The 14,096-nt window shown below is 63.7% G+C and carries 9 protein-coding genes; all 9 read left to right on the plus strand.

The window, feature by feature from the left end:
• Positions 1-13 precede the first annotated feature (13 nt).
• The 9 genes from AC07OJ_RS21285 (at position 14) to AC07OJ_RS21325 (ending at position 13,945) form a co-directional block, all read left to right on the plus strand.
• On the plus strand, positions 14-937 hold the full coding sequence (locus tag AC07OJ_RS21285; protein WP_065903548.1) for an ABC transporter substrate-binding protein: 924 nt from the start codon (positions 14-16) through the stop codon (positions 935-937).
• A gap of 12 nt (positions 938-949) precedes the next feature.
• Complete coding sequence (locus AC07OJ_RS21290; RefSeq protein WP_065903546.1) at positions 950-2,533, plus strand: flavin monoamine oxidase family protein; 1,584 nt, start codon at positions 950-952, stop codon at positions 2,531-2,533.
• A gap of 11 nt (positions 2,534-2,544) precedes the next feature.
• The gene (locus AC07OJ_RS21295) at positions 2,545-2,979 is read left to right on the plus strand and encodes a RidA family protein (RefSeq protein WP_106803223.1); all 435 of its coding nucleotides are present in this window, start codon (positions 2,545-2,547) and stop codon (positions 2,977-2,979) included.
• A gap of 20 nt (positions 2,980-2,999) precedes the next feature.
• Entirely contained in the window at positions 3,000-4,355 is a 1,356-nt protein-coding gene (locus AC07OJ_RS21300; RefSeq protein WP_120449153.1) for an LLM class flavin-dependent oxidoreductase, read from the plus strand.
• 1,021 nt (positions 4,356-5,376) lie between these two features.
• Entirely contained in the window at positions 5,377-6,528 is a 1,152-nt protein-coding gene (locus AC07OJ_RS21305; RefSeq protein WP_495095126.1) for an LLM class flavin-dependent oxidoreductase, read from the plus strand.
• Positions 6,529-6,548: 20 nt separating this feature from the next.
• Positions 6,549-7,598 (plus strand): ABC transporter substrate-binding protein, encoded by a 1,050-nt coding sequence (locus tag AC07OJ_RS21310; protein WP_106804071.1) that lies wholly within the window; start codon positions 6,549-6,551, stop codon positions 7,596-7,598.
• Between the two features lie 102 nt (positions 7,599-7,700).
• Positions 7,701-8,759: an ABC transporter substrate-binding protein gene (locus AC07OJ_RS21315; RefSeq protein WP_495006187.1), complete on the plus strand. Its 1,059-nt coding sequence runs from the start codon at positions 7,701-7,703 to the stop codon at positions 8,757-8,759.
• A 329-nt stretch (positions 8,760-9,088) separates the two neighbouring features.
• A complete protein-coding gene (locus tag AC07OJ_RS21320; RefSeq protein ID WP_106804073.1) occupies positions 9,089-11,329 on the plus strand; it encodes a TonB-dependent receptor in 2,241 nt (746 codons plus the stop codon).
• 150 nt (positions 11,330-11,479) lie between these two features.
• Positions 11,480-13,945, plus strand: coding sequence for a TonB-dependent receptor (locus AC07OJ_RS21325; RefSeq protein ID WP_213554556.1), 2,466 nt, complete (start codon positions 11,480-11,482; stop codon positions 13,943-13,945).
• The last annotated feature ends 151 nt before the right edge of the window (positions 13,946-14,096 follow it).

Here is a 14,096-nt window from a genome sequence, read left to right on the forward strand (position 1 = left end):
GGAGTGACTGCCCATGTTTATCACCACAGCCCGCGTGGCCCTGCTGGCGCTGGCCGTCAGCACCGCGCAAAGCGCCTTCGCCGTGCAACAGGTTGACCTCAGCCCTGACCGCGTGCGCATCCATGTGCCGCGCAATGAAGCGGCGATCGCGCAGATCCCGCCAGGCTTCAAGTTCGCCCAGCCGGGCAAGTTCACCGTCGCCGTGTCCGGTGTCGCCGGGCCGCCCCTGGCCCTGCTCGCCAGTGACGACAAGACCACCATCGGCAGCGAAGCCGATACCGCGCAACTGGTGGCCGACAGCCTCGGCCTGCAACTCAACGTGGTGCAGACCAGTTGGGAAGACTGGCCCCTGGGTGTCAGTTCGGGCAAATACGACGCGGTGATCAGCAACGTCACGGTGACCGAGGCGCGCAAGAAGCGCTTTGACTTCGCCACCTATCGCCAGGACGTGCTGGGCTTCTACGTGAAGAGCACCAGCAAGATCACCGAGATCAAACAGGCCGAGGACATTGCCGGGCTGAAGATCATCGTCGGCTCCGGCACCAACCAGGAAAAAGTCCTGCTCGCCTGGAACGACGCCAATGAAAAGGCCGGCCGCAAGCCTGCGCTGTTGCAGTACTTCGACGACCAGGCCGCTGCGCAACTGGCGGTGCAGTCCGGGCGCAGTGATGCGCTGTTCGGGCCGAACTCGGTGTACGCCTATTCCGCCGCGATCACCGGCGGCATCAAGCGCGTCGGCACCGTCAACGGTGGCTGGCCGTTGCAGGCGGATATCGCCGTGACCACGCGCAAGGACAATGGTCTGGTCAAGCCGATCCACACCGCGCTGGAAGGCGCGATTGCCGGCGGCCAATACGAGCAGGTGCTGCAACGCTGGGGCCTGGACGTGGAGCGGGTCGACAAGTCGCTGATCAACCCACCGGGCCTGCCGGATTAAGGAGGATTTGACATGGGACTGACACGACGTGAAGCGCTGTCCAGCATTGCTGCGGTCGGTGGCGAAAAAGCCGTCAAGGATGCGCTCGCGGTATTGGGCCTGGGGCCTTCATCCCACCGCCGCCCGCAACCGCTGAAACTCAAGGAAGGCCTGGGGCAGGGCACCCGCGTGCTGGTGCTCGGTGCCGGGATTGCCGGGCTGGTCACCGCCCTGGAATTGACCCGCGCCGGCTTCAGTGTGCAAGTGCTGGAGGCGCGTGAGCGGGTCGGCGGACGCACCTGGACCCTGCGCAACGGCGACCGCGTCGACTACAAGGACGGCCGCACGCAGACCGTGGCATTCGATCAGGGCCTGTATTTCAACGCCGGCCCTGCGCGCATCCCCAGCCAGCACCGCACGATTCTCGACTACTGCAGCGAGCTGGGCGTGCCCCTCGAAGTGCTGGTCAACAGCAGCCATGGCGCCCAGGTGCGGCCGGATGTGAGCAAGCCGGCGTTCACCGTCGGCCAGGCGATCAACGATGCGCGCGGGCACCTGTCCGGGTTGCTGGCCAAGGCGGTGCAGCGCGATGCCCTCGATGATGTGTTGAGCAGTGAAGAACGCACGCGGTTGCTGGCGTTCCTGCAGGTGTATGGCGACCTGTCCCAGGAGCTGGCTTTCGAGGGCACGATTCGTTCCGGGCACCTGGAATCGCCCGCACATCCTGGTGCCTTGCCGGCCAGCCGTGGTCCGCTGGCGCTGGATCAACTGCTGCACCCGGAACTCTGGGGCGCTTTGTTGCACACCGAGTTTCCGGAATTCTCGGCGACCATGTTCCAGCCGGTCGGCGGCATGGACCGCATCACCGATGCGTTCTACGAGCGGGTCCGTGGACAGGTGCAACTGGGCGCGCAGGTGCGCCAGATCCGCCAGCTGGAAGACGGCGTGGCAGTCACTTATCACGACACCCCGAGTGGCCGTGAACAGGTGGTTCGCGCCGATTACCTGGTCTCGACCCTGCCTCTGCCGCTGCTGGCCAGGCTCGATACGGACTTCAGCGACCCGATCAAGGCCGCCTTGCTCAGCACCCGCAGCGACCAGGCCACCAAAGTCGCCTGGCAATCGCCGCGCTTCTGGGAGACCGACTATCGCACCTACGGCGGCCTGTCCTGGATCGAGCACCCGGCGCGCCTGCTGTGGTACCCCAGCAACGACCTCAACACCCGCGAAGGCCTGCTGGTGGCGGGCTACGTGACCGGGGAGGGCGCCGCGGCCTTTGGCGCCCAGCCGTTCGACAAGCAGTACGCCACCTCCAAGGAAGCCGTGGAGCTGTTGCACCCGGGCTACTCGAAACACCTGCGCAACCCGCTGGCCGTGTCCTGGGAACAGATTCCCTACAGCGAAGGCCCGTGGCTGCAACGCGAACACTTCCCCGCCGACGCCAGTGCCTTGCTCGAACAGGCGCATGGGCGCGTGTACTTCGCCGGCGATGGCCTGGTGCAAAGCGGCGTGGGCATCTGGCAGGAATCGGCGGCCAACTCGGCACGGCATGTGGTCGCGCAATTGGCTGAGCGCGTGACCCAACAAACCCACCTTGCGGCCCTGGCCGCCTCCTGAGGATCAACACCATGAGCGACAGCATTCAACGTACCAGCGTCGGCGATTTCCCGATCTCGCAGACCGTCACCGTGCCGGCTTCCGCCAGCCTGATCTTCGTCAGCGGCACCTTGCCGGACCTGCACGACGCCAATGCCCAGGCGGGCACGCCGGCGGCCTATGGCGATACCGAAGTGCAGACCGTGTCGGTGTTCAACAAGATCCGCAGGATCCTTCAGCAACACGACCTCGACCTGGGCGATATCGTGCAATTGCGCGTGTTCCTGGTCGGCGCCGAAGAGACGGCCGGCAAGCTCGATTTTGCCGGCTTGCAGCGTGGCTATACGCAGTTCTTCGGCACGCCCGAGCAGCCGCACAAACCCGCGCGCACGGCGTTGCAAGTGGTGGCGTTGCCACTGCCCGGTGCACTGGTGGAAGTCGAAGCCATCGCCGCCCGCACCGCTTGATGCCAACCAGGAGACGTCCCATGTCCACAGCACCGCGGCAACTCAAATTCGGCGCCATCCTCACCGGCGTCGGCACCGCGCAAAACGAATGGCTGCACCCGCAGATCCCAGGCGATGCCAGTGTCGATATCGACTGGTACCGTGCCCAGGCGCGGCAGGCGGAAGCGGCCAAGTTCGACCTGGTCTTCATCGTCGACAGCCCCTACATCACTGCGGATTCGGCGCCGCATTTTCTCAACCGCCTGGAGCCATTGACTTTGCTCTCGGCCATCGCCGGGGCGACCTCGAAGATTGGCCTGGTGGCGACGTTGACCACCTCCTATACCGAACCTTTCAACGTCGCGCGGCAGTTCGCCTCGCTGGACCTGATCAGCGGCGGGCGTGCTGGCTGGAACGTGGTCACCACGGGCCTTGAAGGCGCGGCTGGCAACTTTGGTCGTGAACAGCATATCGACCATACCGAGCGCTACCGCCGCGCGGCCGAACACCTGGAGGTGGTGCAAGGCCTGTGGGACTCTTACGAGGACGATGCCTTCGTGCGCGACAAAGCCAGCAAGGTCTTCCTCGATCCGCAGCGCCAGCATCGTCTCGACCACCATGGCGAGTTTTTCTCGGTGACCGGGCCGTTGAATATCCAGCGTTCGGCGCAGGGTCAGCCGGTGATTTTCCAGGCGGGCATCTCCGAGTCCGGGCGCAGCCTGGCGGCCAATTATGCCGAGGGGATTTTTGCCGGCGTGGGTAACTTCGAGGACGCCCAGGCCTACTACAGCGACATCAAGCGACGCACCGCAGCGGCGGGGCGCAACCCTGACCACGTGACCATCCTGCCGGGCATTTCGCCGATCATTGCCGACACCGACGAAGAGGCCCAGGCCATCGACCGCGCGCGCAATGGCGAGCTGGACCTGGACAAGGCGCTGGTACAACTGGGGCGGCCGTTCAACTACCACGACTTCAGCCAGTACCCGCTCGACGAACCTTTTCCGGAACTGGGCGACCTGGGCAGCAACGGCTATCGCGGGCATGCCGAGAATATCAAGCAGGTAGCCCGCGACCAGAAGCTGACCCTGCGCCAGGCGGCGCTGCGTTTTGCCAAGCCGTTTTCGAGTTTCGTCGGCTCGCCGAAGACCGTGGCGGACGAGATCGAGCGCTGGTTTGTCGAGGGCGCGGTGGATGGTTTCAACATCCACGTGGGCGCGCCGGATGACTTTGCGCGGTTTACCGATCAGGTGTTGCCGCTGTTGCGTGAGCGTGGGTTGTTTCGCCATGAGTACAGCCACGACACTTTGCGTGGGCACTTGGGCTTGCCGGTGCCGGTGAATCGCCACACGGCGGCGCGGGTGACGGATGAGGTTTTGAGGGTTGTTGGGGCTTAGATTGTGTGGGGATCCGTTGTTGGGGTAATGGCTGCAATGGGTTCCGCCCTTACGGCGGGTCACTTTTGAACAGCGCAAAAGTAACCAAAACGCTCTTGCCCCAACACTCGGCACCTCGCCTAGGCTCGGTGTGCCCGCACGCAGGCTTGAATCCGTGGGCCGCCGCAATGGGCCATCCCTGGCCCAGTGCGGCTAACCCGGCGTCCTGCCGGGTTACCCACGGATTCAAGCCTGCGTGCGGCCAGCGTGTTTAATGGGGCGCCTAGGATCAAGATCAAAAGCGGCTCGCTTCGCATCGTGGATGCGCTTTTTGCTCTTTGTAGGAGCCGGCTTGCCGGCGAAAAAATGTGAGTGCGCCGCGTGCATTCTGATTCTTCCGCGTCATCGTTAACGACCATCGCAGGCAAGCCAGCTCCCACATTTGATCTCTATACACCCGGGGGCCTGAGCCATACCTCAATTCCTGTGGGAGCAGGCAAGCCAGCTCCTACACATATCCGCTCTTGATCTAACCACTCAGGCCGGCTGCCAGGCCGCCGTGCTTTTGCTTTTGATCTTGATCTTGATCTTGATCTAGGCGCCCCATCAAACACGCTGGCCGGAATTCGATATTGATTTGGGGGGTAAACCGGCAGGGATGCCGGTTTAGCCGCCCCGCGCCATGGATGGCGCGTGGCGGCGGCCCCCCAAATCAATGTCGGATTACGGGCACACCGAGCCTAGGCGAGGTGCCGAGTGTTGGGGCAAGAGCCCTTTTGGTTACTTTTGGGGCTCCTTTCCAAAAGTGACCCGCCGTAAGGGCGGAACCATAGGCCGACATAACCGCAGCAACGGATATGCCCCCACCCCCTGCTGCCCCCTGAACACCCACTGCTGCAAGACTGCTGCCACAGCAACACCCCTCCCCCATAATCCCCCCCAACCCCCCGCAACCATTACCCCCACCCCCAATGGCATGCCCGTTGCACACATCCCCTCAATCAGGTCCACGCACCTTGCACGACTGAAATCAGGAGCACCCATGAGCACTGAATTTTTCTGGCGCCTGCCATTGGGCACCGACGGCCCGCAGCTGACCACCGACAAGCACAACCGGGGCAACCCGGACTACCGCCCCGGCCATATCGCCCCCGGCCGCCTGCCGAATGGCGAGCCCGATGACTTCACCTACATCGACTACATCGCCCAGGTGGCCAAGGCCGCCGAACTCGCAGGCTTCGAAGGCGCACTGCTGCCCACCGGCCCCGAGCCGTGGATTGCCGCCGCAGCACTCGCGCGGGAAACCCGGCGCATCAAGTTCCTGATCGCCTTCCAGGCCACCTGGACCCTGCCCGCCTATGCCGCGCAGCAAGCCGCGATCCTGCAGAATCTCAGCCGTGGTCGCCTGGAGTGGAACATCATCACCGGCGGCAACCCGGCCAGCCAACGCGCCAACGGCGACTTTCTCGAACATGACCTGCGCTACAAGCGCACCGGCGAGTTCCTCGACATCATCCGGGGCCTCTGGGAAAACCAGAAATTCTCCTATGACGGCGATATCTACCAACTGGAAAACGGCTCGCTGCCCGCCGGCCTGCACAACGAACGCAAGCCGGGGGTGTATTTCTCGGGGTTCTCCGAGGCCGCGCTGGGTGTGGCCGCCCGACATGCCGACGTCTACCTGAACTGGGCCGAGCCGATCGACAAGCTCAAGCCGCACATCGACCGGGTGCGCGAACTGGCGGATAAACAGGGGCGTACCGTGCGTTTCGGACTGCGCGTCGACCTGTTCGCCCGCGAAACCGAAGAGCTGGCCTGGAAGGACCTGCGCCGCCAGTTCGACAAGCTCGATGGCAAGACCAGTGCCGTGGCCAAGGGCTTTACCAGCGGCTCGGATTCGGTCGGTGCCGCCCGGCAAACCGCCTACCACCAGAACGTCGACCGCTTTGATGACCTGATCATCGGCCCCAACCTTTGGGCCGGTTTTGCCAAGGCCAAGCCGGGCCCGACCGTGGGCCTGGTGGGCAGCCACGAAAACATTGCCGAGCGCCTGGTGGAATACCGCGACGCCGGTTTCTCGACCTTTATCCTCGCCGGCAATCCGCACCTGGAAGAGGCCCTGCGCATTGGCCAGGAAGTCTTGCCGCTGGTGCACCAACGCCCGGCCGTCCAACCTTTGAAAGCCAGCGCCTGAACGCTGGGGGAGCCCCTTTGATGACGCAACCTCTCGACACCCTGTGGTACACCCGTTGTCCTGTGCCGACCGGCCTGGGCATTGCCGTGCAAAAAGGCTGGCTGCAAGACACTGTCGGTGCCCTCGGCACCGAGGTGCAGTCGCTGCGCGAGTCGAATGACAAGGCCGTGCGCGAGTCGCACTTCGACCACACCCTGCAGAATTCCGTGCGCCACGGTGGCAATATCCCGGCGATCTGGGCCCGCGCCCAAGGCCGTGAAACCCGTGTGATCGGCCTATCCTGGGCGGACGAAGTGCAATTGATCCTGACCCGCCAGGACAGCGGCATCAAGACCGTCAAGGACCTCAAGGGTCGCACCTTCGGCCTGCCGGACTGGGTCGGCGCGCAGATCGACTTCACCCGGGCCCAGGCTTTGCGTGGCCTGGAAAACGCCCTGTCGCTGGAAGGCCTGAAGGTCGGCGACGTCAAGCTGAAGAACTTTCAATACGGCGGTACCTTCAGCGACAGCGCAGTGCGCAACGTGGCCGGCACACCGGTGACTGCGCAGACGACTGGACGCAACCTGGAGCTGATCGGCCTGCTGCGCGGCGAAGTCGACGCGATCTTCCTCAAAGGCGCCAGCGCGGCGCAGCACGCGCATGATTTCGGCCTGCACACGGTGATCGACACCGGCGCCCACCCCGACCCGCTGATCCGCAGCAACAATGGCACCCCGCGCACCCTGGCGGTCGACCTGAACCTGCTGGACCAGCATTTTGACGTGGCCACCGGCATCCTCGACTCCGTGCTGCGTGCCGAGCAGTGGGCGCACACCCACCCGGAAGACACCCGGCGCTACCTCGCGCGGGAAACCAACAGCAGCGAATACTGGGTGACCGCCGCCTATGGCGACGATGCCCACCTGCGCCTGCGTACCGGGCTGGATGAACAAGCCATTGCGGCCTTGCAGGACTTCACTCACTTCCTGCACCGGTGGCGCTTTATCCCGCAAAGCTTCGATGTGCGCGAATGGATTGACGCGCGGCCGTTGCAGGCGCTGCTCGAAGGCAACACCGCACTCGCCGGCTAACCCCTGTAGGAGCCGGCTTGCCGGCGATAGCGTGTTTGCGGACGCCATCGCCACCCAGCCAGGCGCCCACAGAAGACTTCATGGATTGGAACGAAGAATTTTATGAGCAAACCACTCGATACTCTCTGGTACACCCACAGCCCGGTGCCCACCGGGCTCGGCATTGCGGTGCAGTCCGGGCGACTCGCTGAAGCCTTCCTGCCCTTTGGCACCAATATCCAATCGCTGCGCGAGTCCACCGAGCGCGAAGTGCGTGAAGCGCACTATGACCATCACCTGCAAAATTCGGTGCGCCACGGCGGCAATATCCCGGCGATCTGGGCCTATGCCAGCGGCGTCGAAACCCGCGTGCTGGGGCTGTCGTGGAGTGATGAAGTGCAGTTGATCCTGACCACCGCCGAAAGCGGCGTGAAGAGCGTGCGCGACCTGAAGAACCGGCGCTTCGGCCTGCCGAAATGGGCCAACGTGCAAATCGACTTCACCCGTGCCCAGGCGCTGCGCGGGCTGGAAAATGCGCTCAAGCTCGAAGGCCTGGAGGTCTCGGATGTGGAGCTGGTGGACTACCCCTACGGCGGCACCTACAGCGACAACCAGACCTCCTACGTCTACGGACCGGAAGTCAGCCTGGGCGTCAGCCGTTTCAGCCGGCGCAATAACGAGCTGATCGGCCTGCTGCGCGGCGACATCGACGCGATCTTCCTCAAGGGCGCGCATGCCGTGCACCTGGCCAACGAGTTCGGCCTGCATGTGGTGGTCGACACCGGTTCGCACCCGGACCCGCTGATCCGCTCAAACAACGGCACGCCCCGCACGCTCACGGTGGATATCCACCTGCTGCAGGAGCACTTCGATGCCAGCGTGAAGATCGTCGACACGGTGTTGCGCACCGAGCAGTGGGCCTGGGCCAACCCGGACGAAACCCGGCGTTTTCTCGCCAAGGAACTCAATACCAGCGAGTACTGGGTCACGGCGGCGTATGGCGAGGACGCGCATCGGCGTCTGCGCACGACCCTCGACTCCCGCTCGATTGAAGCACTGCAGGATTTCACCGATTTCCTGTTCCGCTGGAACTTCATCCCGCGCCGTTTTGATGTGCGCGACTGGATCGATTTCAGCGTGCTGGAAAAAGTCATCGGCTCCACCTCTCGCGTCGCCGTGTAACCCTCGCACCGGCGATGGCGATCTCGATGACGCCATCGCCGCGCTGCGACGATTCGACAAGCCGGGCTTCTACAAATCCGCTGAAACCAGGGCCAATTGTGTTGGCCTGGCAACACCTCTCCTGCTGCTCCAGCAGCACCCGCCAAGCACTTTCTGCTGATTGTTCCACAGGCCTGTCCCGAGGACTTTTTTCGCCTGCTTTTTTCCACCCAAACATGTTTTTTTAGTGTTTAGATTCAACAGCTTATGCGCTTGTATCAACACTGAAATCCTCTTGGCACGATCTCTGCTCTAGCCCCTTCAAGGACACTTTTCCGGGGGAGACTGCAATGCATAAAATCAATCCAATCACCAAGGGCTTATGGCTGGCTTTACTGGTCGCCGGTGGCGCGCACGCCGCTGAAGAAGACACCACTAAAACCGAGCCGTCACTCAAGACCGTTACCGTCACCGCACAGCACCGCGAGGAAACCCTGCAAGAGGTTCCGGTGGCCGTGTCGGCGGTCCAGGGCACCACCCTGGTCGCCGACGGCGTACGCAATATGGGCGACATCACCACCTTCATTCCCAACGCCTCGGCGAAGAACCCGGACGGTGACGGGCGGCCGCGCTGGTACATCCGTGGGCTGGGCACCGGCGATACCGGCGCGGCGACCGTCTACCCGGTGGGCATCTATGCCGATGACGTCTACCTGAACGCGCCGATTGCCGGCGGCGGGCCGCTCTGGGACCTGGAGCGCATCGAGATTCTGCGCGGACCACAGGGCACGCTGTACGGCAAGAACACCACCGCGGGTGCGGTGAACATCATCTCCAAGAAGCCGACCTTCGACACCGACGGGTTCGGCACTATCGGCTTTGGCAGCAAGAACGAACGCATCCTCAGCGGCGCCCTGGGCGGCGCCCTGGTGGATGAAAAACTCGCCGCGCGGATCTCGCTGTACTCCGAGGAGCGCGACGGCTTCCAGAAGAACCTGGTGGACGATCACACCTACGGCGACGTGAATAAAAAGGCCGTGCGCCTGCAATTCTTCGCCCAGCTCAATGACGACCTCGACGCGCTGTGGAAGATCCACGCCCGCGAGTTCAAGGGCGATGGTGCCAACGGTGCGCTGACCCTGGGCCGTTACTACAACGTCGGCTACCAGCGCCCGCTGGGGCGCAATATCGCGCTGAACGTGAAGGACGATTCCAAGCTCGACCACGACGGCACCTCGCTGACGCTCAACTGGCACCTGGGCGACTACACGCTGACGTCAATCACGGCCTACGACTACATTCGCGGCCAGTCCAGCGGCGACGCCGACTACACCCCGTACGAGGTCAACGGCACGTCCACCGCCGACAACAAATACACCCAGTATTCACAGGAAATCCGCCTGGCCTCGCCCCAGCAGGAAACCCTGCGCTGGCTGGCCGGCGCCCATTACTTCCACGAAGACCTCGACAGCAGCGCCGGGCGGTTTATCCAGCCTGGCCCGACACCGAACGGCACCGGCTCCAACCAGATCAACGGCGCCACGGACTTTCGTGACCTTAGCTACGACCACAAGACCGACAGCTACGCGCTGTTCGGCAACCTGACCTACGACTTCACCGACAACTTCAGCGTGACCGGTGGCCTGCGCTGGACCCAGGAAAAGAAAGACATCGACCTCAACCTCGCGCAGCTGACCCGCGCCACCGCCAACGGCCCGCTGATCCCGCTGGCCGCTGCCGGCAGCAACGGCAATCGCCAGGAAAACAAGACCTGGGAGGCCTGGACCTACGACCTGACCCCGGAATACCGCATCAACGACAACGTGCGCGTGTTCTTGCGCTATGCCCACGGCTTCCGGTCCGGCGGCTTCAACACCGGGCTGTCCACCAGCCTGTCGCAGCTGACCACGGTGGACCCGGAACAACTCGACGCGTACGAATTCGGCGTCAAGTCCGAGTGGTTCAACCACCGCCTCACGGCCAACGCGAACATCTTCTACTACGACTACTCGGACATTCAGGTCAACCTGCTGACGGTCAACAACGGCGTGCTGACCACGGCGCTGACCAACGGCGCCAAGGGCAAGGTCAAGGGCGCCGAGCTGGAACTCGAAGGCCAGCCGACCGACTACCTGCACCTGCGCGCGGCGGTGTCGTTCCTCGATACCGAGTACACCGACTTCAAGAACACCAACCCGACCACGGGCGCGGTCACCGGCGACTACAGCGGCAACAGCTTCGTGCGTTCACCGCGCAATGTGGTGTCGCTGGGCGGCGACTACACCTTCCCGCTGGAAATCGGCGGCAAGCTGGTGGCCGGTGCCGACGTGAGCTTTCGTGACAAGGAATACTTTCTCGCCGACCGCCAGAGCAGCGCCGACAAGGACTTGAGCCAAGCGCACTACACCTTGGCCAACAGCCGCCTGACCTGGTACAGCGCGGATGAAAAACTCAGCGTCACCGGGTTCGTGAACAACCTCACCGATCGCCGCTACCAAGTGCATGGCCGGCCCAACGGTGGCCTCGGCCAATACGTGATCACCTATGGCGACCCGCGCACCGTGGGCCTGAGCGTGACCAGCCGCTTCTAAGCCAGACGCTGGAGGGTATTTATCCGCCTAGCAGGATCAATGTGGGAACTGGCTTGCCAGCGCCCACAACTGGCCCCCATTGCTTGAGCCACGACACCCGGCCCGCCATCGCCACTATCCAGTCATTCTATTGTTGAAAGGACCACTTCCATGTTCCAACGTACTCCGTTGGCCGGCGCCATCGCGCTGGTCATGGGCAGCCTTGCCCTGCCCGTCGTCGCGGCAGACGACACCCAACCGACCGTCAAAAACGATCACCTCGACACCGTGGTGGTCCTCGGCACCCGGCGCAGCGACCTGACCGCCCTGCAAAGCGCAGCACCGGTGGACGTGCTCTCCGGCGAGCAATTGCAACAGACCGGCGCCACCGATTTGTCCGGTGCCCTCACCGCCCTGTCGCCATCGTTCAACTTCCCACAGTCGCCCCAGGGCGCCTTCGCCGGTTCCATCGCCCAGGGCGCCTCGTTGCGCGGCCTGGCCTCGGACCAGGTGCTGGTGCTGGTCAATGGCAAGCGCCGCCACAGCAGCGCCAACATCACCCGCCAGAGCCTGGTGAACGGGCGTGGCGCAGCGGCGGTGGATTTGAGCCTGATCCCACTCAGCGCGATCCAGCGCGTCGAGATCCTGCGCGACGGCGCCGCCGCTCAGTACGGCTCGGATGCAATCGCCGGGGTGATCAATATTGTGCTCAAGGAAAACGATGACGGCGGCAACCTCGGCTACCGCTTCGGCGGCTACGACAAGGGCGACGGTATCCAGCGCAAGCTCAGCGGCTGGAAGGGTTTCGCGTTGCCCAACGACGGTTTCCTGACCCTGAGTTTCGACGCCGGCAGCCAAGACCCGGCCAGCGATACCAACCCCGACAACCGGATCTTTTACCCCGGCGACACCAGCGTCAACACGCCCCGCGAGCAGAACAACCGCTACCGCACCTGGCGCTGGGGCGCGGGCAATGTCTCGGACCAGTACAATGTTGTCGCCAACAGCGAGATCGGCGTCGGCGAGGGCCTGACAGCCTATGGCTTTGCCACCTATGCCCACAAGAACACCGACGCCGAAGGCTTCTTCGACCCGCCGACCACCCTGCGCAACAACTACGGCAGCACCGCGTTGCAGCGTTACCCGGACGGTCGCTTGCCGATCACCCGCTACAGTCTGGAAGACTACGCCGTCACCGGCGGCCTGCGCTTCGAGAACGACCAATTGGGCAAGTTCGACCTGGCCCTGAACCATGGCAACAACACACTGGAGTCCGCTGACCGCAATGCGATCAACCCCAGCTATGGCGTGAACAGTCCGTCGTCGATCTACACCGGCAAGCGCGAAAACGACCAGACCAACCTGACCCTGGACTGGGTGCGCGACTTCCCCACCGACCTGCTGTTCAAGCCGCTGACCCTGTCGGCAGGCCTGGCCTGGCGCAAGGAAAACTACCAGTTGAGCGCGGGCGAAGCCGCCGGCTGGCAGAACGGGCCGCTGTTCAACACCATCGACCCGATCACCGGGCGGCGCATTCCGGGCTATTACTCGGGCATCACCCAGGTCGATGCGGCCTCGCTGGACCGCAAGGTGCTCGGTGCCTACATCGACGTCGAAGGCCAGATCACCGAGAAATTCCAGGCCGGCGTGGCGGTGCGCACCGAGCACTATTCGGACTTTGGCGACACCACCAACGGCAAGCTGTCGCTGCGCTATGACTTCACCCCACAGATCGCCGCCCGGGCCACTGCCAGTACCGGCTACCGCGCGCCGTCGCTGGTGCAGAGCGGCATGTCCTCATTCAGCGTGCAGGTGGTGGAGCAACCGCCGGGCAGCGGCAACTACGTCGAGGTGCAGCAACGCACCCTGCGCGCCAACAGCCCGGAAGCCCAGGCACTCGGCGGCAAGGCGCTCAAGCCCGAGGAGTCGACCAACTACTCCCTGGGCCTGGTGTGGCGCCCACTGGAAAATGCCTCGGTGACGGTGGACGCCTACCGGATCAACATCAATAACCGCATCACCCTCTCCGACCAATTGCCCGCCAGCGTGGTCTCGCCGATCTTCGCCGGCACGCCCTACGCGAATATCCAGAGCGCGGCGTTCTACACCAACGTGGCCGACACCCGCACCGACGGCGTCGAGTTGACCGGCAACTACCAGTGGGACCTGCAGCAATGGGGCCGCCTGAACCTGAGCAGTGGTTTTGCGCAGAACAACACCACCATCACCGGCTTGCGCGACGTCGGCAATATCAAGGGCTCGCAGATCATCGGGCGCAATACCCAGGGCCTGATCGAAGACGGCACCCCGCAAAACAAGCTGACCCTGAGCGCCAACTGGCTGTATGAAAACTGGGGACTGACCATTGCCCAGCGCCGCTACGGCGAGTGGAAAAGCCTCAACGCCACCAACCCCAACCTCGACCAGACCTACAGCCCGCAATGGGTGACTGACCTGGACCTGTCCTACACCTTCCACAAGGGCGTGAAGGTCTCGGTGGGCGCGATCAACCTGTTCGACTCGCACCCGGACAAGGCTGACGGCGCGCAGCTGTATGGCGTGCCCAAGTACTCGATCACCAGCCCGGAAGGCGCGCAGGGTGCGTTCTACTACACCAGTGTGAGCTACGACTTCTGAGAAGACTGCTGAATGGGTGCTGCTCCAGCAGCACCCGATCACCATTTCCCAGCGACCTCCCCCTATAGGAGCCCGGCTTGCCGGCGATGATGTCCTGCGCAAATGCGCACACCTGAAGGGCCCATCGCCGCCAAGCCAGCACCTACTGGGA

Source organism: Pseudomonas sp. GW821-FHT09C08 (assembly GCF_059418125.1).

Excerpts from the sequence above, each read along its gene's own strand:
- AC07OJ_RS21320 (WP_106804073.1), top strand. The coding sequence starts at position 9,089 with ATGCATAAAATCAATCCAATCACCAAGGGCTTATGGCTGGCTTTACTG.
- AC07OJ_RS21300 (WP_120449153.1), top strand. The coding sequence starts at position 3,000 with ATGTCCACAGCACCGCGGCAACTCAAATTCGGCGCCATCCTCACCGGC.
- AC07OJ_RS21325 (WP_213554556.1), top strand. The coding sequence starts at position 11,480 with ATGTTCCAACGTACTCCGTTGGCCGGCGCCATCGCGCTGGTCATGGGC.
- AC07OJ_RS21290 (WP_065903546.1), top strand. The coding sequence starts at position 950 with ATGGGACTGACACGACGTGAAGCGCTGTCCAGCATTGCTGCGGTCGGT.
- AC07OJ_RS21295 (WP_106803223.1), top strand. The coding sequence starts at position 2,545 with ATGAGCGACAGCATTCAACGTACCAGCGTCGGCGATTTCCCGATCTCG.
- AC07OJ_RS21315 (WP_495006187.1), top strand. The coding sequence starts at position 7,701 with ATGAGCAAACCACTCGATACTCTCTGGTACACCCACAGCCCGGTGCCC.
- AC07OJ_RS21305 (WP_495095126.1), top strand. The coding sequence starts at position 5,377 with ATGAGCACTGAATTTTTCTGGCGCCTGCCATTGGGCACCGACGGCCCG.
- AC07OJ_RS21285 (WP_065903548.1), top strand. The coding sequence starts at position 14 with ATGTTTATCACCACAGCCCGCGTGGCCCTGCTGGCGCTGGCCGTCAGC.
- AC07OJ_RS21310 (WP_106804071.1), top strand. The coding sequence starts at position 6,549 with ATGACGCAACCTCTCGACACCCTGTGGTACACCCGTTGTCCTGTGCCG.